The following is a 23,654-nucleotide window of genomic DNA, read 5'->3' on the forward strand; positions in this document are numbered from 1 at the left end:
TTCAGCTCTCGATCTCGGCCGGGTCGATCCGCATCTTTTCGTTGCGGTGCGCCAGCCAGGTGACGCCCCACAGTACCACGCCCAGCAGCAGCAGCCACCCCGCGACCTGGTATTGGATCACGTCGCGGCCGGTGACCGGCAGCACCAGGAAAATGCAGAAGGCCGCGCCGGCCCACGGCACCACCCGGTTGATGCGGAAATGCTCGTGCTTGACCTGGTCCCGGCGCAGCACCAGCACGGCCACGTTGACGAAGGCGAACACGCCCAGCAACAGCAGCGCGGTCGTGCCGCCCAGCGCGCGGATCGCCTCGGAATCGCTCAGCGACACCAGGATGATGAGCGCGAACGCCATGGCCGTGGTGAACAGGATCGCGGTCCAGGGGGTCTGGTTGCGGCGGTGCACGTGCGCCAGGAAGGCCGGCAGCACGCCCTGGCGCGACATGCCGTACAGCAGGCGGCTGGCCATCATCATGTTGATGAGCGCCGAGTTCGCCACGGCGAACATCGAGATCACCGGCATGATGTATTCGGTCGGCAGGCCCGGGGCCGCGGTCTTGACCACCAGCACCAGCGGCGTGGAGGTCTTGGCCAGCTCACCCACCGGCACCAGCGCCACCGCGCAGATCGACACCAGCACGTAGATCACCGCCGTGATGCCCAGGCCGGTCAGCATGACCTTGGGGAAGATGCGGTTGGGTTCGTGGGTTTCCTCGGCCATGTTGACCGAGTCCTCGAAACCCACCATGGCGAAGAACGCCAGCGCGGTGGCCGAGGTCACGGCCAGGAACACGCTCTTGTCCTCGGGCGTCTCGAACGCGATGACGCGCGAGAAGTCGGCCTGGCCGCCGGCGATCGCGTAGAAGCCCAGCACGATCACCATCATCAGGCCGCTCAGCTCGATGAGCGTGAGCACCACGTTGGCCTTCACGCTCTCGGAGGCGCCGCGGAAATTGATCAGCATGACCAGCGTCATGAAGCCCAGCGCGCCGAGCGTGATCCAGGATTTCTCGGCCTCGATGCCGAACGAGGCAAACAGATTGGCGGCGAACGCCTGCGAGGCCGTGGCGGCCGAGGTCAGGCCGGAACACATCACCGTGAAGCACACGATGAACGTGAGGAAGTGCACGCCGAAGGCCTTGTGCACGTACAGCGCGGCGCCCGCCGCCTTGGGATACTTGGTCACCAGCTCGAGGTACGACAGCGCCGTGAGCAGCGCCACCCCGAACGCCACGAGGAACGGCAGCCAGGCCGCGCCTCCCACCTCGGCGGCGACCTGCCCGGTGAGCGCATACACGCCGGTGCCGAGAATGTCGCCCACGATGAACAGAAGCAGCAGCTTGGGGCCCATCACCCGCTTGAGCGGGGCCTTGTCTGTCAGCGATGCGTTGTCTGTTGTTGGATTGTTATGTGCCATCTTTCGCTTCTCCACTGAAACTTTGACCCGCCTCTCACGGGTGCTCGCGGAAAAGTCTATGGCCTAAGCGCGGCGGAGTTACAAATTTGAGTGCAACAAGTTGCATGAGTCGTTTTGCAGGCATTGAAAGTGCTACCGCTTGTGCCGAAGCACGGCCCGGGGCTTGCAATCCGCCGCGGTTTGGCGTTTGCGCCGCGCCATGAAAAGCGCCAGCGCGATGCGCTGGCGTCGTCGGCGGGCCGGAGGGGATCAGAACCTGACCGTGGCGCTGACCATGTACACGCGGGGGTCGCCCGCCTTGACGTAGTCGGCCGACTGGTAGAGCCAGTACTTCTTGTCGAACAGATTGTTGATGCCCGCGCGCCAGGTCGTGTCGTAGCCGGCGATGCGGGTGTCGTAGGTGGCGCCGATGTTCACGAGCGCGTAGCCGTCGGCCTGCACGTCGTTGTCGGCGTCGACCATCGTGGCGCCGGTGTACTTCACGTCGGCGCGCAGCCGCAGGCCCTGGACCTGCGGCACGCTGTAGGCGAGCTGCGCGGCGGCGATGAACTTCGGCGCGCCGGCCACCCGGTTGCCCTCGTTGGCGGCCGAGCGCTTGTACTCGGAGTCGAGCAGCATCAGGCTGCCGCCGACGTTCCAGTTGGCGCCCAGGCGCGTGGACGCGGCCAGCTCCAGGCCCTGGTAGATCGACTTGCCGTCCTGGACCCAGGTCGGCAGCCCGCCGGCCGCGTCGGGCTGGCCGAACTCGGCCTTGCGCTCGATGCGGAACAGCGCCGCCGTGGCGGCCCAGCCGTCCTGGTCGGTCTTGATGCCGAGCTCGTACTGGCGGCTCTTCAGCGGCTTGGTCAGCTCGCCGTAGTTGCTGTAGTTGATGCCGACCGAGGTGCCCTGCTCCAGCGACTCGATGTAGCTGCCATAGGCCATGGTGCGCGGCGTGATCTTGTACATCAGCGCCAGCGTCGGCGTGACCACGCCGTTCTTGCGATAGCCCGGATTGGTCGAGCCGTCGTTGTTCAGGCTGCGCTGCTGGTAGTCGGTGATGCGCGCGCCGCCCAGGAACGACCAGCCGTGCGTGAGGTCGATCGTGTCGCTGGCGAACATGGCCTTCTGCGTGATCTCGGCCGCGCGATACAGATGGAGCTGGCCCTGGCTGTAGTAGTCGTGCGGATTCTGCTGGCCGAGGTTGCCCGAGCCCACCAGGCCGTAGAAGCCGTCGTTGCTGTAGTCGTTCTTCTGCTTCTGCCAGGACGCGCCGAACACCACTTCGTGCGCGAGCGCACCGGTGGCGAACTTGCCCTGGACCATGCCGGACCAGTGGTTGAAGCCATAGCCTTCGCCGTAGTCGGAGCGGTAGTTGTCGTAGTTGCCGGCGCGATCCAGCAGGCTCAGCACCGATTCGTTGCGGCGCGTCTTGGTGGTGCTGTAGCTGTAGGTGGCGCGCGCCGACCAGTCGTCGTTGAACTGGTATTTCAGGCCGGTGGCGTAGTAGCGGAAGTCGTTGTCGGCGTAGCTGCCGCCGCCCACCAGCCTGCCGTTGTCGTTGCGCACCGGCGAGGGCAGCCGGTCGCCGTCCAGGCCCGACACCGTGATGGTCGGCTCGATGTCGGTGGCCTTGCGGTCCTGGTAGATCGACTGGAAGTCCCAGGTCAGTCTTTCGCTCAGGCGCGCGTCGAGCGCCAGCGAGAAGGCGTTGCGGTAGATGGAGCCGCCGTTGTAGGTGTTGCCCTCTTCGTGCGTGGCGTTCAGGCGATAGCCGAAGGCGCCGGTCTCGCCGACGCGCCCGCCGATGTCGGCGTGCTGGCGCAGGATGCCCTTGCTGGTGTAGCCCAGGTCGATGCTGCGCACCGGCACGTCGGTGGGCTTCTTGGTCACGTAGTTGATCAGGCCGCCGGGCGAGCCGAAGCCGTACATGAAGCCCGTGGCGCCCTTGCGCAGTTCGATCTGGTCGAACTGCTCGTACGGCAGCGTCGTCACGTAGCTGAGAAACGGATTGCCGTCGATGCGATAGGAGTTCTGCCAGTCCAGCGGCAGGCCGCGCACGGTCAGGTAGCTCGCCCACGCCCCGTAGGCCGCGCTGTTGTCGGACACCGAGGCATCCGTGAAGAACACGTCGCCCAGCTTGGACGGGTTGCTGTCTTCGAGCTGCACGTTGCCGATCACCGTGCTCGAGAACGGCGTCTCGAGCTGGGTGCGGCTGCCGAGCGCGCCGCTGTTGACCGGGGTGTTCAGCTTCACCAGCGTCTCCTCGGTCAGGGGCGCGGCATTCACCGTGACCGCCGGCAACTGGCTCACGTCGGTCTGGGCCTGTGCCGGGGCGGCGAGGCCGGCGGCGAAGGCCGCGGTCAATGCGCTGGCGAGCGCGGTACGGGCAGGCCGTGCGGCCAGGGGCCGGGAGGGGGACGAGAGGGACACGCGGGCTCCGGATGGGCTGTGGAAAATCGCCGCATGCTATAGCCAATGCGAGTCATTCGCAATTTCATTATCAAATTGAAACGGTGGCTGTCGTGCCGCCGCAACGGAGGTGCGGGCCGGCGCCCACCCCACAGCAGGCCAGACCGGCACTGTGCGCGGGCCGCACCGGCTCAGACCGGCGGCGACGCGCCCAGCAGCGTGTGGGGCACGCCGGCCCGCATGATCTCGATGAAGCGGCGCAGCCGCGCCGGGTAGAAGCGCGCCGGCGGATAGACCAGGTAGACCGGCAGCGGGGCCGCGCGCCAGGCGGGCGCGAGCTGCACCAGCCGGCCGTCGGCCAGCTCGTCGGCCACCGCCCAGGCGGACACGATGCCCGCCCCCACGCCCAGCACCGCCGCGGTGCGCACGGCATAGAGCCCGTCGGTGGACAGGCGCGGCGCGATCGGGAAGGTTTCGGTGGCGCCGGACTGCGCGTGCGCCAGCGTGACCTCGTCGCGGTAGAACATGCGCAGCGCCACCCAGGGCAGCGCGCCGAGTTCGCGCGGATGCTGCGGAACGGGCCCGCCGCCCAGCAGCTCGGGCGCGGCCACCACGATGCGCGGCACCTCGCCCAGCCGCACCGCCACCACGTCGGGATCGGGCGGCAGGCCCACCTGGATGGCGCAGTCGATGCCGTCGGCGATGAACTGGGGAGGCCGGTCGTGCAGCGACCATTCCACGTTCATGCGCGGGTAGCGGGCCAGGTACTCGGCCAGCGGCGTGACGAACTGCTGCTGGCCGAAGGCGTGCGGGGCGACCACGCGCAGCGTGCCGGCCGGCTCGTCGTTGGCGCCGCGCACCGTGCTCTCGAAGGATTGCCAGCTCGCGATCAGGTCCTTGGCGCGGTCGTAGCAGCGCACCCCGTCGTCAGTGAGATTCATGGCGTGGGTCGAGCGCTGCAGCAGGCGCACGCCGAGCGACCGTTCCAGCGCCTGCAGCCGCCGGCTGATGGTGGGCTGGGTGCTGCCGAGCTGCTGGGCGGCCGCGGACAGGCTGCCGGCATCGACGATGCGCACGAAGGTCTCGATCAGCAGCATGCGATCGGCGCCCGCGCCAGCGTCGAGGGGGGCCTGGGCGGCTTTAGGGATGGTTGGCATACGCCGAACGTATAACCCATGTACCCGAATGGCGTCTACACAGCGCGCATGGTGCGGCGCAAAATCCATCTCGTCACTCTACGAACTCGGGATCTGCCCATCATGTCCACCATTCAAACAACGCATACAGCCGCGCTGCCGCCGGCCAGCGAAACGGCCCAGATGCCGGCCGCCCTGCTGTTGCTGCTCGCCCTGGGCGCCGGCCTCGCCGTGGCCTCGATCTACTACAGCCAGCCCATGCTGGGCATTCTGGGCGCCGACATCCACGCCAGCGACGCCGCCCTGGGCTGGATGCCCACCCTGACCCAACTGGGCTATGCCGCCGGCATCCTGCTGCTGGCGCCGCTGGGCGATCGCTACGACCGCAAGCGCATCATCCTGATCAAGACCACGCTGCTCTTCGTGGCCCTGCTGGCCAGCGGCGCCGCCCCCGGCATCGGCCTGCTGCTGGGCGCCAGCTTCGTGGTGGGCCTGTCGGCCACCCTGGCGCAGGACATCGTGCCGGCCGCGGCCACGCTGGCGCCGGTCGAGGTGCGCGGCAAGACCGTGGGCGTGGTCATGACCGGCCTGTTGCTGGGCATCCTGCTGTCACGCGTGGTGAGCGGCTTCGTGGCCGAGCACTTCGGCTGGCGCGCCATGTTCATGGCGGCCGCCGTGAGCATCGCGCTGCTCGGCGCGGCCCTGTGGCGCGGCCTGCCGAACTTCGCGCCGACCTCGCAACTGCCCTATGGCGCGCTGCTGCGCTCGCTGGCCGCCCTGTGGCGCCAGTATCCGAAGCTGCGCCGCGCGGCGTTGGCACAGGGCCTGCTGTCGATCGGCTTCAGCGCCTTCTGGTCGACCCTGGCCGTGATGCTGCACGGCGCGCCGTTCCATCTCGGCGCGGGTGCCGCGGGCGCGTTCGGCCTGGCCGGTGCCGCGGGTGCCGTGGCCGCGCCGCTCGCCGGCAAGCTGGCCGACCGCCGCGGCCCCGCGCTGGTCACGCGCATCGGCGCGGCGCTCACCGCCGTGTCGTTCGCCACCATGTTCGCCCTGCCCTCGCTCTCGCCCGAGGCCGGTCTGGTGCTGCTCGCGGGGGCCGCGCTCGGCTTCGACCTCGGCGTGCAGGTGACCCTGATCGCCCACCAGAGCATCGTGTATGGCCTGGACCCGGCCGCGCGCAGCCGTCTCAATGCGGTGCTGATGGTGAGCATGTTCATCGGCATGGCCGGCGGCGCGGCGCTCGGCAGCCTCGCCCTCACGCATGCCGGCTGGCTCGGCGTGACCGCACTGGCGATGGTGGCCGCGCTCGGCGCGCTGACCCTGCGCCTGCTACCGCAGCGCGGCGCCTGACCGCAGGCGACGACAGGTGATTTATCCGGGGCGCCGGTGAAATGGGGCTAGAATCAAAGCCCGAACACCACTGGCGCCCTTTCCATGCATGCGCTCGCCGAGCCTACGCAACTCCCGCCAGATGGCCTGATCCTCACCGAGCGCATCCGCGCCTGCGACTGGTCTCGCACCCCGATCGGGCCGATCTCGCAATGGCCGCTGGCCCTCCAGGTGGCGGCGGAGATGGTGTCCGCGTCGAAGTTCCCCTGCTGCCTGACCTGGGGCCCGTCGCTCATCACGATCTACAACGAGGCATTCCACCCCATCCTGGGCCGCAAGCCCGAGGCCATGGGGCGCCCCTTCAGCGACGTGTGGGCCGAGGCCTGGCACGCCATCAGCCCGATCGCCGAGCGCGCCTTCGCCGGTGAAGCCACCTTCATCGAGGATTTCCCGCTGCGCATCGAGCGCAATGGCGAAGAGGAAGACGCCGCCTTCACGTTCTGCTACAGCCCGGTGCGCGACGAGCACGGCGTGGTGGTGGGCATGCTCGACACCGTGATCGAGACCACCGGCCGCGTGGCCGCCGAGCGCCGCCAGGCACAGGCCCTGCGCGAGGCCCAGGAGCTGCTGCACCAGACCCAGAAAATGGAAGCGGTGGGCCAGCTCGCGGGCGGGCTCGCGCACGATTTCAACAACCTGCTGTCGAGCATCACCGGCAGCCTCGACCTGATCGCGCTGCGCCAGGCGCAGGATCCCACCGCCGACATCTCGCGCTATCTCGAGATCGCGCAGGCCGGCGTCAAACGCGCCGCCGCGCTGACGCAGCGCCTGCTGGCGTTCTCGCGCCCGCAATCGCTCGACGCTCGGCCGATCGATCCCAACCTGCTGGTGCGCGGCATGGCCGAACTCATCACGCGCAGCATCGGGCCGTCGATCACCCTGCGCCTGCGACTCGTCCACGCGCCGTGGGCCGTGCGCGCGGATGCGCACCAGCTCGAGAATGCGCTGCTCAACCTCTGCATCAACGCGCGCGACGCGATGCCGGCCGGCGGCGACCTCGTGATCGAGACCGCCAACGCGACGCTCGACGCGGCCCGGGCGCGCACGCTGGGTGCCGCGCCGGGCCCCTATCTCGCCGTCAGCGTGATCGACACCGGCTGCGGCATGTCGGCCGACACCGTGGCCCGCATCTTCGAGCCCTTCTACACTACCAAGGCGACCGGCCAGGGCACCGGCCTGGGCCTGCCGATCCTGTATCGCTTCGTCCGCGAGTCGGGCGGCCACGTCGGCGTGCGTTCGCAGCCCGGCGCGGGCACCACGGTCACGCTCTACCTGCCGCGCCATGCCGACGCGCTGTCGCACGCCGACGCCGCGCAGGCGCTGCCGGCGGCGCCCGCGCAGCACGAGGCACGCGGCGAGACCGTGCTGGTGGTCGACGACGAAGAGGCGGTGCGCAGCCTCACGGCCGAGATCCTGCGCGAACTGGGTTATCGGGTCGTCGAGGCCGCGGACGGCCCGGGCGCGCTGGCGCAGCTCGATGCCACGCCCGTGATCCATTTGCTCATCACCGACCTCGGCCTGCCGGGGCGCATGAGCGGACGCGACGTGGCCGCGGAGGCACGCCAGCGGCTGCCCGCGCTGCCCGTGCTGTTCATCACCGGCTACGGCGCCGATGCGGTTTCGGAAGACGAGCGCGGTCCGGGCGTGGACATCGTCAGCAAGCCGGTGGACTTCGACGCGCTGGCGTTGCGCGTGCAACGACTCACCCGGCCCGACCTGCCGGCCGCGTCGTAAACCGCCGGCCGCGCCGTAAACCGCCGGCCGCGCCGTAAACCGCTGGCCGCGCCGAAAATCGCCGGCCGCGCCGTAACTCAGCCGAGCGCGTCGTAGTACTGGAATTCCAGCATCACACAGCCGCCGCGCGACACGAACGGGCCGTGCGGCACCGCAGGCGGGCGGCACGCGTAGGTGTGCGCGAGAAACACCTCGCCGCCCTCGCCGTGCGCGTCACAGCCCACCACCAGGTCGCCGCTCACGAGAAACACCTCTTCATGGAAGTCATGGCTGACCGGGGCCGGCAGCAGCGTGCCGGGCGCCCAGCGCGCCAGCCGCGTGCGGCTGCCGCGGCGGCGCAGCGGATCGAGATTGTCGGCCAGGATCAGCTCCTGGATGCGGCCGTCGAAGCCCGCCACCGGCCGCCAGCCCACGCCGGGCAGCGGATCGGTGTCGAACGCGATGCGAAAGAATTCGCGGTGCGGCTTGGCGATGTGGGGGGCGGTGTCGGAGTTCATGGGCGCAGCTTAGAGAGCCCGTGCCCGGCCCACAAGCGCGAAAATCTGTGCGCCGCCGACAAGAATTTCTTAATGGTCCGCCAGGCAGCGCCGGGCCTCGCCGCGCTCGGCGAAATAGGCGGCGCAGACCGCGGGCGCCAGCGCCAGCATGGCATCGGCCAGCGGCGCGGCCTGGTCCAGCCGCTGGCTCGCGATCAGCGGCAGGGGCTGCGGGGCCGGCCGCACGTCCAGCGCCACCAGCGCCTCCGGCCCCCGCTCCGCCGGCACCGCGGCGCAGGGCAACAGCGCCACGCCGAAGCCGGCCCGGACCAGCGCGGTCATCGCGCCGAGCGACGAGAAATGGTGCACCCGGACGGCCCCGGCCAGCCCGGCCTCCTGGGCCGCGCGCACGATGGGACGGTGCAGCGGCGACTCGCGCGTGAAGGCCACGATGGGCAGCGCGGCCAGGTCGGCGAAGCCCGGCGCATGCGCGGGCAGCCGCGCCAGCAGCGACGGGTGGGCGTACCAGGCGGTGGCCAGGCGGGTGATGGGGCGGTTCTCGGCCAGGCCGTGGGGCACCGCCTCGGTCGTGACCACGCAGTCGAGCGCGCCGCGCAGCAGCCGCTCGTGCAGCGCCGGCGTGTCGAGCGATTCGACCTCGAGCGTGACGCGCGGGTACTGATCGGCGTAGCGCGCGATCAGCGGCGCGAGCCAGGTCGACGCCACGGTCTCCACCACGCCCAGCCGCAGCGTGCCGCGCAGCGCACCGCCCTGGCCGGCCTCGGCCAGCATCTCCGCCTGGACGGCGAGCATGCGTTCGGCGTGCGGCAGCAGCCGCGCGCCGTCGGGCGTGAGCGTCGCGGCGCGGCTGTCGCGATCGAACAGCCGCACGCCCAGCTGCGCCTCCAGGGTGGCGATGCGGCTGGACAGCCCGGCGGGCGTGGTGCACAGGCGGTCGGCGGCGGCCTTGAAGCTGCCGAGGCGGGCGACCCACACCAGCGATTCGAGAAATCGTACGTTCATGGCGCGCGATCTTACCGGGGCCACGCCGCCGCGCCATCGGGACTCGCCCGGGCACGAGGCTTGCTGGCGTGACATGATGTTGCCAGAACGCGTTGGCGTCATGCCTCGCGAAACAAAGTGGGCGTGCCGACACATCGCGTGACCGTCCCCGGTTGCGTCTGCATGCAATACTAGTGCCTCGCAATCAGGATTTGTCCATGGTCATCAACGCTTCGTCCACGCCCGCGCCGGAATTGAATCTCGCCGCGTGCGAGAATGAACCGATCCGTATCCCCGGCAGCATCCAGCCTCACGGGCTGTTGATCGCCCTCGACGCCTCGACCTACGCCATCGAGCAGGTCAGTGCCAATGCGGGGCCGCTGCTCGGCCACGACACCGCCAGCCTGCTCGGGCAGGACGTGCGCAAGGTGTTCGGCGCCGGGCTGATGGCCATCCTGCCCGGAACGCCTCCCGACGAGCGTGCCGTGTATCTCGGCCCGCTCGAGGTTTCCGGCGCCGCCTACCACGCCACGATGTTCCGCGCCGCGCCCGGCACGCTGGTGCTCGAGTTCGAGGTGCAGGCGGGCGCCCCGTCGGGCTCGCTCGACACGCTCTATCCCCATATCCGCGAGTACATGGAGCGGGTGCCCGCCACCACCTCGCTCGAGGAGCTGCACGCCTATACCGCCGCCGAGGTGCGCCGCATCACCGGTTTCGACCGGGTGCTGATCTATTGCTTCGACGAAGACTGGCACAGCACGGTGGTGGGCGAATCGGGCAACCAGGCCCTGCCCTCCTATCTCGGCCTGCGCTTTCCCGCCGGCGACATCCCCGCGCAGGCGCGCGAGCTCTACCGCGTCAATCGCGTGCGGCTGATCCCCGACATCGAGTACGCGCCGGTGCCGCTGGTGCCGGCGCTCAACCCGCAGACCCGCGCGCCGCTCGACCTCACCTATTCGACGCTGCGCAGCGTCTCCCCGGTCCATGTGCAATACATGCGCAACATGGGCACGCCGTCGTCGATGTCGTTCTCCATCATGGAAGACGGCCGGCTCTGGGGCCTGATGTCGTGCCACCACGCGCAGGCCAAGCGCGCGCCGCTGCACATCCGCACCGCCTGCGACCTGATCGCCCAGGTGCTGGGCATGCAGCTCTCGCGCCGTGCCCGCGCCGCGGATGCGCTCGAACGCGTGTCGCTGCAGAGCATCCAGGCCCGGCTGCTGGCCGACATGGCGGCCGAAAAGCACTTCGTCGACGGCCTGGTGGCGCACCCCGAGGACCTGCTGGCGCTGGCCAATGCCCAGGGCGCGGCCGTGCTGTTCGCGGGCGAGGTCCGCACCGTCGGCGCCACGCCCGGCGAATCGCAGCTGCGGCTGATCGCCGACTGGCTGGCGCGCGAGCAGCCGATGCGCGAGGTGTATGCCACCCAGCGCCTGCGCGACGCGATCCCGGAGGCGGCGCAATGGGGCGACACGGCCAGCGGCATGCTGGCGATCTCGATCTCGCAGATGCACAACAGCTATGTGCTGTGGTTCCGCCCCGAAGTGGTGCAGACGGTGAACTGGGGCGGCGACCCGCGCAAGCCGTCCCCCGCGAGCGGGCCGCTGCATCCGCGCAACTCGTTCGAGATCTGGAAGGAAACCGTGCGCGACCAGGCCCATCCCTGGAGCGCGCCCGAGGTCGACACCGCGCAATCGTTCCGCGCCGCCATCCTGAGCATCGTGATGCGCAAGGCCGAGGAGCTGGCCGCCCTGACCGATGAGCTCAAGCGCAGCAACAAGGAGCTGGAGGCGTTTTCCTATTCGGTGTCGCACGATCTGCGGGCGCCGTTCCGCCACATCGTGGGCTATGCCGAGCTGCTGAAAGACACCGAGGGCGTGCGCGACGACGAGCGCGCGACCCGGTACGTGGACACCATCATCGAATCGGCTTTCACCGCCGGCCAGCTGGTGGACGACCTGCTGGGCTTCTCGCAGGTCGGCCGCTCCACGCTGGCGCCGACCCAGATCGACATGAACCGGCTGGTGCACGACACCCGCGACGTGTTCAGCAGCAGCACGGAAGGACGCCGTATCGAATGGCAGGTCGATGACCTCGCGCCGGCCTGGGGCGACGGCGGCATGCTGCGCCAGGTGGTGCAGAATCTGGTCGGCAACGCCATCAAATACACCCGTCCGCGCGACCCCGCCGTGATCCGCATTTCGAGCACACGCGAAAACGGAGAAATCGTCTATCGTTTCGCAGATAATGGCGTCGGTTTCGACATGGCCTACGTCAACAAGCTCTTCGGCGTATTCCAGCGGCTGCACCGCATGGAAGAGTTCGAGGGCACCGGAATCGGCCTGGCGAATGTGCGCCGGATTGCCGAACGCCACGGCGGCCGGGCCTGGGCCGAAGGCCAGGTCGACCACGGCGCCACCTTTTACTTTGCCTTGCCTGACAAGCAGGACGTCCGCACATGAGTTCACTGAAAAAAATACTGCTGGTCGAAGACAACCCCAAGGACCTCGAGCTCACGCTCGTCGCGCTGGAGCGCAGCCAGCTCGCGAACGAGGTCATCACCGCCCGCGACGGCGTCGAAGCGCTGGACTGGCTCCTGTCGCAGGGCGCACACGCGGGCCGCTCCGATGGCGATCCCGCCGTGGTGCTGCTCGATCTGAAATTGCCCAAGATCGACGGCCTCGAGGTGCTGGAGCGCATCAAGAAGAATCCCGACACCCGCCACATCCCGGTGGTCATGCTGACCGCCTCGCGCGAGGAGTCGGACCTGGTCAAGAGCTACGACCTGGGCGTGAACGCCTTCGTCGTCAAGCCGGTGGACTTCCAGGATTTCTTCCGCGCCATCCGCGAGCTCGGCATGTTCTGGGCCATCCTGAACGAAACACATCCGGGCAAGGTTCGCACCGTGCCGATGAAAGTCACCCCCGCCTGAACGCATGAATCGCCAGTCGCTTTCCATTCTGCTGCTCGAAGACAGCGACCTCGACGCCGAACTGGTGCAGGAGTACCTGCGCCGGGGCGGCCTGGACGCATCGATCAACCGCGTCTGGACGCGACAGGCCTTCGCCAATGCCCTGCAGGAACGCAGCTACGACCTGATCCTCGCGGATTACGTGCTGCCGGCCTTCGACGGCATGAGCGCGCTCGACATGGCGCATGCCGTCGCCCCTCACACGCCCTTCATCTTCGTCTCCGGCACGCTGGGTGAAGAGGTGGCGATCGAATCGCTCAAGCGCGGCGCCACCGATTACGTGGTCAAGCAGCGCCTGGCGCGCCTGCCCGCCGCCGTGGAGCGCGCCTTCACCGAGGCGCGCGAACGGCAGGCCCGGCGCACGGCGGAGTCGCGCCTGCAGGAAATCAACGCCTCGCTGGAGGCGGCGGTGCAGACCCGCACGCGCGAACGCGACGTGGTGTGGCGCCTGAGCCAGGATCTGTTCATCATCTGCGACGCGCAGGGCATCATCCAGAGCGCCAATCCGGCCAGCATGATGGCGCTCGACGCCTCCGACCTGCGCGGCCTGTCGTTCGCCGACCAGGTGGCGCCGGCCGACCGCGAGCCCGCGCGCCAGGCCATGGCGCGCAGCGCGCGCGGCGAGGTGCTGCGCGACGTGGACCTGCGCCTGCAGGTGGGCACGCGCCAGCGCTGGTATGCCTGGACCTTCGTGCCCACCGAGGCCGGCCACTTCTACGCCGCCGGCCGCGACGTGGACGACCGGCGCGAGCTCGAATCGCGCCTGCGCCAGGTGCAGAAGATGGAATCGCTGGGCCAGCTCACCGGCGGCGTGGCGCACGACTTCAACAACCTGCTCACCATCATCCTGGGCAACCTCGAACGCGTGCAGCGTTCCAAGTCGCCCCTGACGCAGCAGCAGCGCGATGCGCTGGCCAACGCGGCCAGCGGCGCGCGCCGTGCCGCCGAGCTCACCGGCAGCCTGCTGGCCTTCTCGCGGCGCCAGCCGCTCGCGCCGCGCCGCCTCGATCTCAACGGCCTCACGCGCGGGCTGTCGGAGCTGCTGGCGCGCACGCTGGGCGAGCAGATCACGCTCGACTTCACGCTGGCCGACGACGCCTGGCCGGTGGAGGCCGATCCGAACCAGCTCGAGAACGCCATCATCAACCTGGCGGTGAATGCGCGCGATGCCATGCCCGACGGCGGGTCGCTGCGCCTGCGCACGCAAAACACCACGCTCGATGCCGACTACTGCGCGCGCCAGGAAGGCGTGCGGCCCGGCGATTACCTGATGCTGCGCATCTCCGACACGGGCGTCGGCATGGACGAGGCCACCATGGCCAAGGTGTTCGAGCCCTTCTTCACCACCAAGGCCGCCGGCCACGGCACGGGCCTGGGCCTGAGCCAGGTCTACGGTTTCGTGGCGCAGTCGGGCGGCCACGTGCGCATCGCCTCCGCGCTGCGCAAGGGCACCACGATCGACCTGTTCCTGCCGCGCACCACCGCCGCCGCCACCGAGCAGGCCCTGCCCGAAACCGATCCTGCCGCCCCGCCTGCGCGCGCGCGCGAAGGCGAAACGGTGCTGGTCGTCGAAGACAACGACGGCGTGCGCGAGCACGCCCTGGACGCGCTGCAGGCCCTGGGCTACCAGACCCTGGCCGCGGCCCATGCCGAGGCCGCGCTGGCGCTGATCGACACGCCGGCACGCATCGACCTGCTGTTCACCGACGTGGGCCTGCCGGGCATGAACGGCCGCCAGCTGGCGGCCGCGGTGCGCGAACGCCGTCCCGCGCTGCCGGTGCTCTACACCTCGGCCTACGCGGCCGAATCGCTGCTGCGCCAGGGCCGGCTCGACGCCGACGTGGCGCTGCTGGCCAAGCCCTACGAACACCACGACCTGGCCCGCATGGTGCGCATGCAGCTCGACAGCGCGGGCAGCTCCGCGGCGAGTGCGGCGGCCAGCACGGCAGCCGATGCGGTCGTCAGTGCGCCGCCGGTCGGCTCGATCTCCGCGGCCGCGGCGCAGCGCACCGCCCCGGCCGGCGCGCGCCCGCGCGTGCTGGTGGTCGAAGACGACGAACTGCTGCGCGAACTCACCGCCGAGATGCTCGACGGCGAAGGCTACGATGCCACCCTGGCCGCCACCGGCGGCGAAGCGCTCGGCGTCATCGGCCAGGACGCCGCGCCGGCGTTCAGCGCCGCGCTGATCGACGTCGGCCTGCCCGACATGAGCGGCGCCGACCTGGCCGCCCAGTTGCGCAGCCTTCATCCCGCGCTGCCCCTGCTCATGGTCAGCGGCGCGCCCTCCCCGGCCTTGCAGGCCCGTTTCGACGGCGACATCCGCTTCGACTACCTGCCCAAGCCCTACCGCAGCGAACACCTGTTCGAGGCCCTGGCCCGGCTGCGCGCGCGCGCCTGACGCGCGTGCCGCGCCGTGCGCGGCCGCGCACGCAAAAACTCGTCACGGTTCAGACAAGTTTGGTCACGCCTGCGTCGCGCCGCGCCATCCCAAGTCAGTACACTTCCGCGCAAGCCATTGCCTGCAATGCGGCCCCTCGGGCCGGGCTCGCCTGAGCCGCTTTGCGTTGGCCCGCGGCCAGACGGTCTTCGAGCAGGACCGCCCGGCCGCGCGCCGTTGCCGCTTCGCACCGCGCGCCCTGCAAGGCCGCCTTGTCCGGCCGCCCGCCGCGCGTGCGAAGCCTAGCCACGCCCGGCATGGGCCGGGTGTGATCGAGTGTTAGAGGCCGGACGGCAGCGTCCGGGGGGACTGCATGAGAACGGCTGAAGGAACGCACGGGCGCGATCGCGCGCGCCCGCAACCATCCGGGCGCACCCGCCCGCACCCTGCCCTGCATTGGGCCGCCCTGGCGGTCGCATGCGCGCTGTCGGCCCAGGCCCGGGCCCAGGCGGACACGCCTGCGGCCGATCCGCCGCCGCCCGTGCCGCTGGTCGATCAGCAGGACGCGGCCGACGCCACCTGGACCTGGGCCAACACCTGCGTCTCGAACACGATGCGCGACACCGACTGCGCGCGCGACTTCAGCGAAGGCCTGGCGGCCGTCAAGCTCGCGGCCGGCGAGGGCGACGATGCGCGCTGGGGCTACATCGATGCACAGGGCCGCGTGGCGATCGGCCCGTCCTATGCCGAGGCCGAGCCGTTCCAGAACGGCCTGGCGGCCGCGATGCAGGACGGCAAATGGGGCTATCTCGACCGGCAGGGCAAGTGGGCCATCGCGCCGCGTTTCGACAGCGCCACCGGCTTCAACGCCGAAGGCAGCGCCCTCGTCACCCTGAACGAGCACGATGTGCTCATCGACCGCCAGGGCAAGGTCCTGAAGACCTTCCCGCTCGGCACGCGCACCTGGGGTTTCCAGCCGGGCCAGCGCCTGGCCGCCATGGAAGGCCCGAGCACGGCGCTGCTGCTCGACACCCGCACGGGCAAGGCCCGCGCGCTGCCCGACGACGTGATGGCGCTGGGCGAGCCGCAGGGCGGATTGTTGCCCGCGCAATCGCGCAGCTCGCGCTACGGCGGCGAATGGGGCATGCTCGATGACCAGGGCCGCTGGGCCGTGCGGCCGGACGTGCTGCGCTCGCGCGAGGCGCCGCGCCGCATCGGCACGCACTTCGCCGTGCTTCGCGACGACACCTGGCAGGTGGTCGACGGGGCCAGCGGCAAGCCGGCCGACGAAGCGCGCTACCGCGGCGTGCAGAACGTGGGCGACAGTCTCTGGGCGCTGCAACGCACGGAAGGCGGCTTCATCGTGGTGGATGCGCGGCTCCAGACCGTGATGCAGGATCCGGCCGAATACCTGCGGCTCGACCAGCGCGAGGGTTGGATCCTGGTGCAGGGCGAGCAGGGCACGATGCTGGTGCCGCCGCAGGGCAAGCCGGTGACGCTCGACGCGGGCCACTACTCGATCGAATTCCGCAACGGCCGCGCCTGGGTCAGCCAGACGCGCCCCGACGCCACGCCGACGATCGCGCCGCCCACGCCACCGTCGCCCCCGGGCATGCCGCCGCCGCAGGCCGTCGTCGTGCCGCCGCCCCCGATGGCGCCGGATGCGGTCGCCGAGGCGGTCACGGAGGCGCCCGAGGAGGCCGACGCGGCCGTCTCGCCGCCCGCCACCGAGGCCGGCCCGGCCGCCGACAGTACCGAACACGACACCGCGCGGTCGGCAGCCGCTGCTGCGGCGGCCGATGCCGCGGCAGCCGATGCTGCGGCGGCCGACGCCACGGCGGCCGCCGACGTGGCCGGCGCGGCGCCGGCCGTCGCCGCCGATGCGCAGGATGCGGACGACGCCGCCGTCGACGTCGCCGGCGCCGAGGATTGGGAAGGCGCGCGCGTGGTGCAGGTCTACGAGCGCGACGGCCGCCCGCTGCTCTCGCCCGCCACGGTCAACGCCATGGGCGCCTACCGGCTCTGGCATTTCAGCGCCGGCCGCGACGCCGACGCCGCGGCCGGCGCGCGCCAGCTGCCCCTGGCCTACCTGACGGCGCGCGACTACGAACGCCCGCCCGCGCTGCTGACGCTGTCCGGCGAGCTCGTGTCGCGCCCGGAGTGGGCCGAGATCGGCGGCGACGACCGCCGCATGCCCGTCGCCGTTCGGACCAAGGACGGCAAGATGGGTGCGGTCGACGCCAACGGCGACTGGCAGGTTGCGCCGACGTTCAGCGGCATCGAGTACTTCAATGCCGACTACACCTGGGCCTATACCGGTCGGGGCCGCGGCGACAAGCCCGTGCTGATCGATGCCCATGGCAAGCCCGTGCCGCTGCCCGCCCGCATCGCCGAAGACGGCGACCGCCTGCGCGGCGACGTGCTGCGCTATCGCGAGCGCGGCCGCAAAGGCCGCGAGCAATGGGGCCTGTGGAGCATCAAACGCAACGCCCCCGTGGGCGACGGCATGTACGACTCGCTGCAGGAATTCACCGGCGACTGGGCCGCCGCCGAGCGCGACGGCAAGTGGGGCGTGATCGACCTGAACGGCAAGTGGGTGGTGGCGCCGACCTTCGAGGGCGGCTACAGCTTCAACTTCCAGGAAGGCGGCATCCTGCGGGTCCGCGAGCGCAACGACAACTACCGCCTCATCGATCTGCGCACCGGCCGCAGCAGCGAACCCTTCCGCCAGGAGCCGCGCAAGCTCGGCAACGACCGCTGGCTCGGCCAGCGCGACGACGGCTCGCTGGTGCTGGTCGGCCCGATCGGCACCAGCGTGCAGGTCGCGCGCACCCAGCCGGGGCGCCACGAGGTCTACGGCAACTGGCTGCACCTGTCGTTCGACGGGGGCAACGGCGCGATCGATGCGCGCGGCAACTGGCGCATCGCGCCCGAGCAGGGCGAGTTCAATCCCTTCTTCGTGCAGCCCGAGGCGCTGGCGCGCCTCTACACCGAGGGCCACTACTACGTGGTGGACGAGCAGGGGCGCAAGGTGTTGCCGCAGCTCGGCGACGGCATGCCGCTCGCCTCGATGAAGCGCATCGCGTTCAGCGACGACGAACGCCGCGAGACCCGCGTCACCGACCTGCAGGGCCGCCTCGTCACCACGCTCGCCGGCACCTACGCCATCGACGACGACCATGCCAGCGAAGGCGTGGTGCCGTACCGCGAGGAGCACGGCCGCTTCGGCCTGCTCGACGCGGCGGGCGTGCGCATCGTGGGCCCCTACTTCGACAAGCTGGGCGCGATGAAGCAGGGCCGCGCCTGGGCCCAGCGCGCGGACCGCAGCGGCAAGTGGCTCGGCTACATCGACACCACCGGCCGCTATGCGATCCCGCCGCGTTATCTCGAAGCCAACGACTTCGCCGGCGGCCGCGCCCTGGTGCGCGTGCCGGGCCAGCTGCAGTTCATCGACACCGACGGCAAGCCGATGGCGCGCCTGCTGCCGCTGTGCGGCGTGCTGGCCGTGCTGGACGCCGACGGCCGCGTCACCTGGCCGCGCGAACCGCTGACGTGCCAGCGCGCCCGCGCCCTCACCACCGCCGCCCCGGCCAACCCCCAAGCCGCGAAGAATCCGTGATGTCCAAGTTCTCTTCCCCCCTGCGCCTGACCCTGCTCGCGCTGGCGCTGCAAGGCTTCGGCAGCGGCGCGGCCGCCGAGATGGTCGGCCTGCCGAACTGCGCGGCGCCCGCCGACTACGTGGCCGACGATCCCATGCCGGCCTCGCACGTCAATGCCTGCATCCGCAACCTTTCCGAACGGCGCGCCGCCGTGCTGCTGCCCTCGGCGCTCGAGGAGATCGAGCGCGTGCCGACCGACGCAAGCCTGGGCCGCCACGCCTGGGGCTTTCTCGACGAGAACGGCAGGCTCGCCATCGTGCCGCGCTTCGAGGAGGCGCGCGATTTCCGCAATGGCCGCGCCGCGGTCAAGCGCCGCGGCAAATGGGGCTTCATCGACACGCGCGGCAAGTTCGCCGTACCCGCCCGCTTCGATGCGGTCGAGGACTTCGTGTCGAGCGGCCTCGCGCTGGTGCACGAGAAGGGCGTGCGCAAGCTCATCGACCGCGACGGGCGCCAGGTGGGCGCGGCCTTCGACCACACCGTGCAGGAGGTCATGCTGCGTGATGGCCTGCCGGCGCAGGTCAACGTGATCTATCACCAGGAACTGCGCAGCGACGACGGCGTGCGGCAGTACGGCGACAGCGCCATCCAGCTGCACAAGACGCTGGGCCCCGGCCTGATCGTGGGCAGCAACGAGGAAGGACGGTACGGGGTGCTCGAGGACGAGGGCCTGGACTGGAAGATCCAGCCCACCTATCACGAGATCGAGGTCACCGACGGCGCCCCGCTCGCGCTGGCGGTGGCCGAAGAAGAGGTCGTGCTGATCGACCGCAAGGGCACGGAGATCGGCCGTGGCCGCGGCTTCGAGCGCATCCATCGCATCGACCGCAGCAACTTCTGGTCGGCCCAGCTGCCCGAGTACAAGGGCTGGGTGGTGATCGACGGCGAGGGCCGCGAACGCGTCACGCTCAAGGAAAAAGACGCGCAGCAGACCGCCGTGCAGGGCGCCTTCCTTATCTATCCGGACGGCGACGTGCTCAAGGCGCTCGTTCCGGGCCAGGAGAGCGCGCTCACGCTGGGCGCCAAGGGCTCGCTCGAGGTCGCGGACGAGATCGACGGCTACGTCGTGTTCCGCGACACCGCGTCCGGCCGCTACAGCCTGCTCACGCCCAAGGGGACCTGGATGCATGGCGACCAGGCGCCGGCCTGGATGACCGAGCTCGGCCACGCCGAAGTGCGCGCGGGCCGGCTCTGGCTGCGCGATGGCGGCCAGCGTCTGCTCAACATCGTGGATGCCGATGGCCACCTGCTGATGGACGAGGCCACCATGAAGGCCTCGGCCGACCTGTTGCTGGTGAAGCTGCCCTTCAGCGATCCGCAGGCGCCGGTCGCGATGAGCCGCGCGAGCCACTGCCAGTGCGAGAGCGGCCCCGCCCTGCTGCTGGCCGACGGCACGCTGGTCACCGATCCGTCGTGGCACGAAGTCAACGTGCTGGAACCTGACGACGACTACGGCCCGCCCGCGGCGCCGGTGGCGGCCGACCAGGTGCGCTTCGCCGCCACCACCGACGCCGGCGTGGTGCTGCTCGATGCGCGCGGCAAGCCCATGTCGCTGCCGCCGCAGAAGCACATCGGTCTGTTCGACCATGGCTACGCCTACGCGCTGCAGGACGACCAGGTGCAGCTGATCGACCGCGACGGCAAGATCCATGCGCTGCCGGAGAACTTCGCCCTCGAGCCGATCGGCGCCGGCATGGCGCGCTACGTGCGCGACGCCGCCGCCGATGCGCGCTGGGGCCTGTACGACCTGCGCGCGGGCCAGGAAGTGATGAGCCCGCAGCTCGCCTGGGTGCGGCCCTTCGTCGACGGCAAGGCCGTCGCGGCGCTGGCGCCCGGCCGGGTCGGCGTGATCGACGCCCAGGGCAACTGGCACATTCCGGCCGACTACGCCGGGATCGAGCGCGTCAACGGCGGACTCTGGCTGGTGCAGCAGGCGCAGGACACGCCGGTCGACCCCGACGCCGAGGACGCCGAGCCGCCGCTGGTCAAACTGGTGGACGCCGAGGGCAAGGACGTGCTCGGCTGGCAGCCCGGCCTGGGCGCGTCGGAGCGGCAGGACGACGGCCTCATCGTGCTGCATGCGGGGAGCCAGCGCTGGCTGGTGGGCGCCGACGGCGCCGAACCCATCGCGCTGGGCAATGGCTACTACACCCGCGCCGGCCGCTGGATGCAGATCAGCCGCCAGCCGGAGTTCGGCTATCTCGACGCGCAAGGCGGCTGGCAACTGCGCACCGAAACGCCCGGCACGCCGTTCAGCGGCCAGCCGGCGCGCGCCGTGATGCCGCTGGGCTACGCCAACGAACCCCGCCTGATCGACGGCGCGGGCAAGACGGTGGCCACGCTGCCGCCGGGCGACTGGCAGGCCTCGGCCGACGGCAAGTGGCTGATCAACCAGCGCCTCGACGACGACGGCGAGCCCGAGATCCAGTACGCCGACACGAACGGCAAGGTGCTGCACACGCTCGAGGGCTACGGCACCACGCCGTCCGAAGACGTGGTGGTGCTGAAAGACCGCGACAACCTCGCGCGCGCGGTGGCGCTCAAGCCCGGCACGCCGGTGCCGCCGGTGGCCTACCGCTATCTCGGCGAGCGCCACGACGGCCTGGCGCTGGCCAATGCCGGCGACAGCGTGGGCTATCTCGATGCGCGCGGGATCTTCGCCATCGCGCCGGCCTATGTGGCGGCCTCGCCGTTCAGCGGCCAGCGCGCGGTGGTGTCCACCGATGCGCAGTCGATGCTGATCGACACGCAGGGCCGGGTGCTGGCGCGCGCGGGCCTGCAATGCGGGATCCGCGTGCTGTACGGCGCGACGGGAGAGCGGCTGTGGCCGCTCACCCTGCCCGCGAGCTGCCAACCCTGAACCCGGGCACGGCGCGGGCGCGCGGGCGGCGGCTTGCCCCCGCCCGCGCTCACGGGCTAGCATGCCAGAGCGGCGCGCCGCACCGGGGCGCCGACCGACTCGAAGGCATCAATGGACCCGATTCTTTCCCAGTTGGCCACCGCGCTGCCGGAGGCAAAATCCATCGAGGCGCTCACGCGGCCGCTGCTGCAGATGTTGAGCACCGTCACCGGGATGGAGTCCACCTACCTCACCTCGATCGACCTCGACCGCGACGAGCAAAAGGTGCGCTTCGCGCGCAACGTCGGCGACCTGACGATTCCGGAAGGGCTCACGGTCAAGTGGTCGGACACGCTGTGCAAGCGTGCCATCGACGAAGACCGCCTCTATACCGACGACGTGGCCAGCTGCTGGGGCGATTCCGAGGCCGCGCGCCAGCTCGGCATCCAGACCTACCTCAGCACGCCCATCCTCAACGACGACGGCAAGCTGCTCGGCACGCTGTGCGCGGCCAGCTCGGGCAAGCGCCAGCTCGCGCCCGATGCCAATGCCCTGCTCAAGCTGTTTTCCAACCTGGTGGCAAGCTTCATCGAGCGCGAGCGCCTGCTGGACAACCTGCAGCAGGCCAACGCCAAGCTGATGGCGTACGCCATGACGGACACGCTCACCGGCCTGCCGAACCGGCGCGCCGTGTTCGAGGAGCTGGAGCGCCTGCTCAAGCGCGCCGAGCGCGCCGGCGGCACCGTGCTGGTGGGCGTGATCGACCTCGACGGCTTCAAGATGATCAACGACACCTACGGCCACCAGTGCGGCGACGAATTCCTGCAGGCCGTGGGCCGGCGCCTGGCCGAGAGCCTGCGCGCCTCCGACATGGTCGGCCGCGTCGGCGGCGACGAGTTCCTGCTGGTCGGCCCCGGGCCCACGCCCGATCCCGAGCTCGACGATCTCGGCGCGAGCGACACCCAGCTCGCGGCGCAGACGCTGCAGCTGCGCACGGCCGCCGCCACGGCCGGCACCTATCGCCTGGGCGACCGGGTGATCGAATACCCCGGCGCGAGCGTGGGCGTGGTCTCGGTGGACCCGCTCAACATGGATGCCGAGACCTCGGTGCGGCTGGCGGACACGCGCATGTACGAGATCAAGCGCACCCGCAAACACCTCAACGGCTGAACCGCCGGGCGCGCCACGCACGGCGCACAGTTCGCCAGCGCGCGCGCCCGCAGCACCGCCTTACAACTTGCACCACTTGTGCTGCGACGACCGCGCTATGTTCGATGCGTGGTGCGCATCCGCGGCCCCCTCCCGCACGTATGACGTCATGAGGGTCGGCGTTCCGCCTCGTGCGCACCCCGACCCGCCAGACCCCCGTTCGCGGTGCGCCGCGCCCCCGCGCGCACACCGCCATGCAGGCCCCTGCCCGGAGAGCTGCCATGATGTCCGTCGATCGCCCCGTCCCGCGCGCGCCCCTGCCCTGGCTGGGCGCCTGCCTGGCCGCGCTGCTGTGCAGCGCGGGCGCGCATGCCGTGCCCAATGCGCCCGGCCCCGTCTCCGAACACTTCACCGGCACGGCCTACGCCCAAGAAGACGGGCAGCTGCTGTATCGCGAGGCCCATTGGGTGGTGGTGGAGAACGCGCGCATGACGCGGCTGGTGCTGTATCAGTGCCCCAACGGCGCCCCCTTCGCGCGCAAGTGGGTGCGCGGCGCGGTGGACGACCCCGCGCCCGACTACGAGATGGAAGACCGGCGCAGCGGCATGCGCCAGGGCGTGCGCGGCAATGGCCAGTCGCGCGAGGTCTATTCCCAGCGCAATCCGTCGGAGCCGATGCGCACCGCGGCGCTCACGCCGCGGCCCAACCAGATCATCGATGCCGGCTTCGACGCCTACGTGCGCGAACACTGGCACCAGCTCACGCAGCGCCACGACCCGGTCATCGCCTTCCTGGTGCCCTCGCGGCTGCGCGACTACGAGCTGGAGGTGGATACCGGCGACCGCGAGTTCGAGGGCAGCCGCATGCTGCGCCTGCGGCTGAAGCTGGATGCCTGGTATGGCTTCGCCGCGCCGTCGATCCAGCTGCTGTACGACTGGAACGAGCGGCGCCTGCGCCTGTACGAAGGCCTGAGCGACATCCGCGACAGCGCCGGCGGCAGCCAGCGCGTGCGCATCGAGTTCGCCGCGCGCGACCGCAAGACCGGCACCACGGCCGCCGAGCAGGCCGAGGCCGGACGCGCCGAGCTGGTCAGCCGCTGCGAGGGCTGAGGCCCGCC

The 23,654-nt window shown here is 70.6% G+C and carries 14 protein-coding genes; 9 read left to right on the forward strand and 5 right to left on the reverse strand.

The annotated features are described in order from the left end of the window. Nucleotide 1: 1 nt before the first annotated feature. The 3 genes from CEG14_RS21720 to CEG14_RS21730 form a co-directional block, all read right to left on the reverse strand. Nucleotides 2-1,414 carry an APC family permease gene (locus CEG14_RS21720; RefSeq protein ID WP_094828480.1) on the reverse strand — a complete coding sequence of 471 codons (1,413 nt, stop codon included), beginning with the start codon at nucleotides 1,412-1,414 and terminating at the stop codon, nucleotides 2-4. A 249-nt stretch (nucleotides 1,415-1,663) separates the two neighbouring features. After that, nucleotides 1,664-3,799 carry a TonB-dependent siderophore receptor gene (locus tag CEG14_RS21725; protein ID WP_373454225.1) on the reverse strand — a complete coding sequence of 712 codons (2,136 nt, stop codon included), beginning with the start codon at nucleotides 3,797-3,799 and terminating at the stop codon, nucleotides 1,664-1,666. A gap of 197 nt (nucleotides 3,800-3,996) precedes the next feature. Continuing rightward, complete coding sequence (locus CEG14_RS21730; RefSeq protein WP_143277257.1) at nucleotides 3,997-4,962, reverse strand: LysR family transcriptional regulator; 966 nt, start codon at nucleotides 4,960-4,962, stop codon at nucleotides 3,997-3,999. Between the two features lie 102 nt (nucleotides 4,963-5,064). On the opposite strand from CEG14_RS21730, the gene CEG14_RS21735 reads away from it, so the two are divergent. Continuing rightward, the gene (locus tag CEG14_RS21735) at nucleotides 5,065-6,291 is read left to right on the forward strand and encodes an MFS transporter (RefSeq protein ID WP_094828483.1); all 1,227 of its coding nucleotides are present in this window, start codon (nucleotides 5,065-5,067) and stop codon (nucleotides 6,289-6,291) included. 84 nt (nucleotides 6,292-6,375) lie between these two features. Then, entirely contained in the window at nucleotides 6,376-8,064 is a 1,689-nt protein-coding gene (locus CEG14_RS21740) for an ATP-binding protein (protein ID WP_094828484.1), read from the forward strand. 77 nt (nucleotides 8,065-8,141) lie between these two features. Here CEG14_RS21740 and CEG14_RS21745 read toward each other — a convergent pair whose 3' ends face one another. Together CEG14_RS21745 and CEG14_RS21750 are read right to left on the reverse strand one after the other, a co-directional pair. After that, complete coding sequence (locus CEG14_RS21745; RefSeq protein WP_094828485.1) at nucleotides 8,142-8,561, reverse strand: hypothetical protein; 420 nt, start codon at nucleotides 8,559-8,561, stop codon at nucleotides 8,142-8,144. A 69-nt stretch (nucleotides 8,562-8,630) separates the two neighbouring features. Further along, nucleotides 8,631-9,563 (reverse strand): LysR family transcriptional regulator, encoded by a 933-nt coding sequence (locus CEG14_RS21750; protein WP_179280652.1) that lies wholly within the window; start codon nucleotides 9,561-9,563, stop codon nucleotides 8,631-8,633. 197 nt (nucleotides 9,564-9,760) lie between these two features. Here CEG14_RS21750 and CEG14_RS21755 point away from each other — a divergent pair, with 197 nt between their 5' ends. The 7 genes from CEG14_RS21755 to CEG14_RS21785 all read left to right on the forward strand — a co-directional run bounded on the left by CEG14_RS21755 (nucleotide 9,761) and on the right by CEG14_RS21785 (nucleotide 23,646). Beyond that, on the forward strand, nucleotides 9,761-12,004 hold the full coding sequence (locus tag CEG14_RS21755) for an ATP-binding protein (protein WP_094828487.1): 2,244 nt from the start codon (nucleotides 9,761-9,763) through the stop codon (nucleotides 12,002-12,004). Next, on the forward strand, nucleotides 12,001-12,474 hold the full coding sequence (locus tag CEG14_RS21760) for a response regulator (RefSeq protein ID WP_094828488.1): 474 nt from the start codon (nucleotides 12,001-12,003) through the stop codon (nucleotides 12,472-12,474). Before CEG14_RS21755 ends, CEG14_RS21760 begins: the two co-directional genes overlap by 4 nt. 4 nt (nucleotides 12,475-12,478) lie before the next feature. After that, the gene (locus tag CEG14_RS21765; RefSeq protein WP_094828489.1) at nucleotides 12,479-14,911 is read left to right on the forward strand and encodes a response regulator; all 2,433 of its coding nucleotides are present in this window, start codon (nucleotides 12,479-12,481) and stop codon (nucleotides 14,909-14,911) included. Nucleotides 14,912-15,263: 352 nt separating this feature from the next. After that, nucleotides 15,264-18,509: a WG repeat-containing protein gene (locus CEG14_RS21770; RefSeq protein WP_094828490.1), complete on the forward strand. Its 3,246-nt coding sequence runs from the start codon at nucleotides 15,264-15,266 to the stop codon at nucleotides 18,507-18,509. Next, the gene (locus CEG14_RS21775; RefSeq protein WP_094828491.1) at nucleotides 18,509-21,409 is read left to right on the forward strand and encodes a WG repeat-containing protein; all 2,901 of its coding nucleotides are present in this window, start codon (nucleotides 18,509-18,511) and stop codon (nucleotides 21,407-21,409) included. The genes CEG14_RS21770 and CEG14_RS21775 overlap by 1 nt, the downstream gene beginning before the upstream one ends. A gap of 111 nt (nucleotides 21,410-21,520) precedes the next feature. Next, a complete protein-coding gene (locus CEG14_RS21780) occupies nucleotides 21,521-22,558 on the forward strand; it encodes a sensor domain-containing diguanylate cyclase (RefSeq protein WP_094828492.1) in 1,038 nt (345 codons plus the stop codon). A gap of 260 nt (nucleotides 22,559-22,818) precedes the next feature. Beyond that, nucleotides 22,819-23,646: a hypothetical protein gene (locus tag CEG14_RS21785; RefSeq protein ID WP_094828493.1), complete on the forward strand. Its 828-nt coding sequence runs from the start codon at nucleotides 22,819-22,821 to the stop codon at nucleotides 23,644-23,646. Nucleotides 23,647-23,654: the final 8 nt, after the last annotated feature.

Origin of the sequence: Bordetella genomosp. 1 (genome assembly GCF_002261335.1) — a bacterium.
In the GTDB taxonomy this organism is placed as follows: domain Bacteria; phylum Pseudomonadota; class Gammaproteobacteria; order Burkholderiales; family Burkholderiaceae_B; genus Bordetella.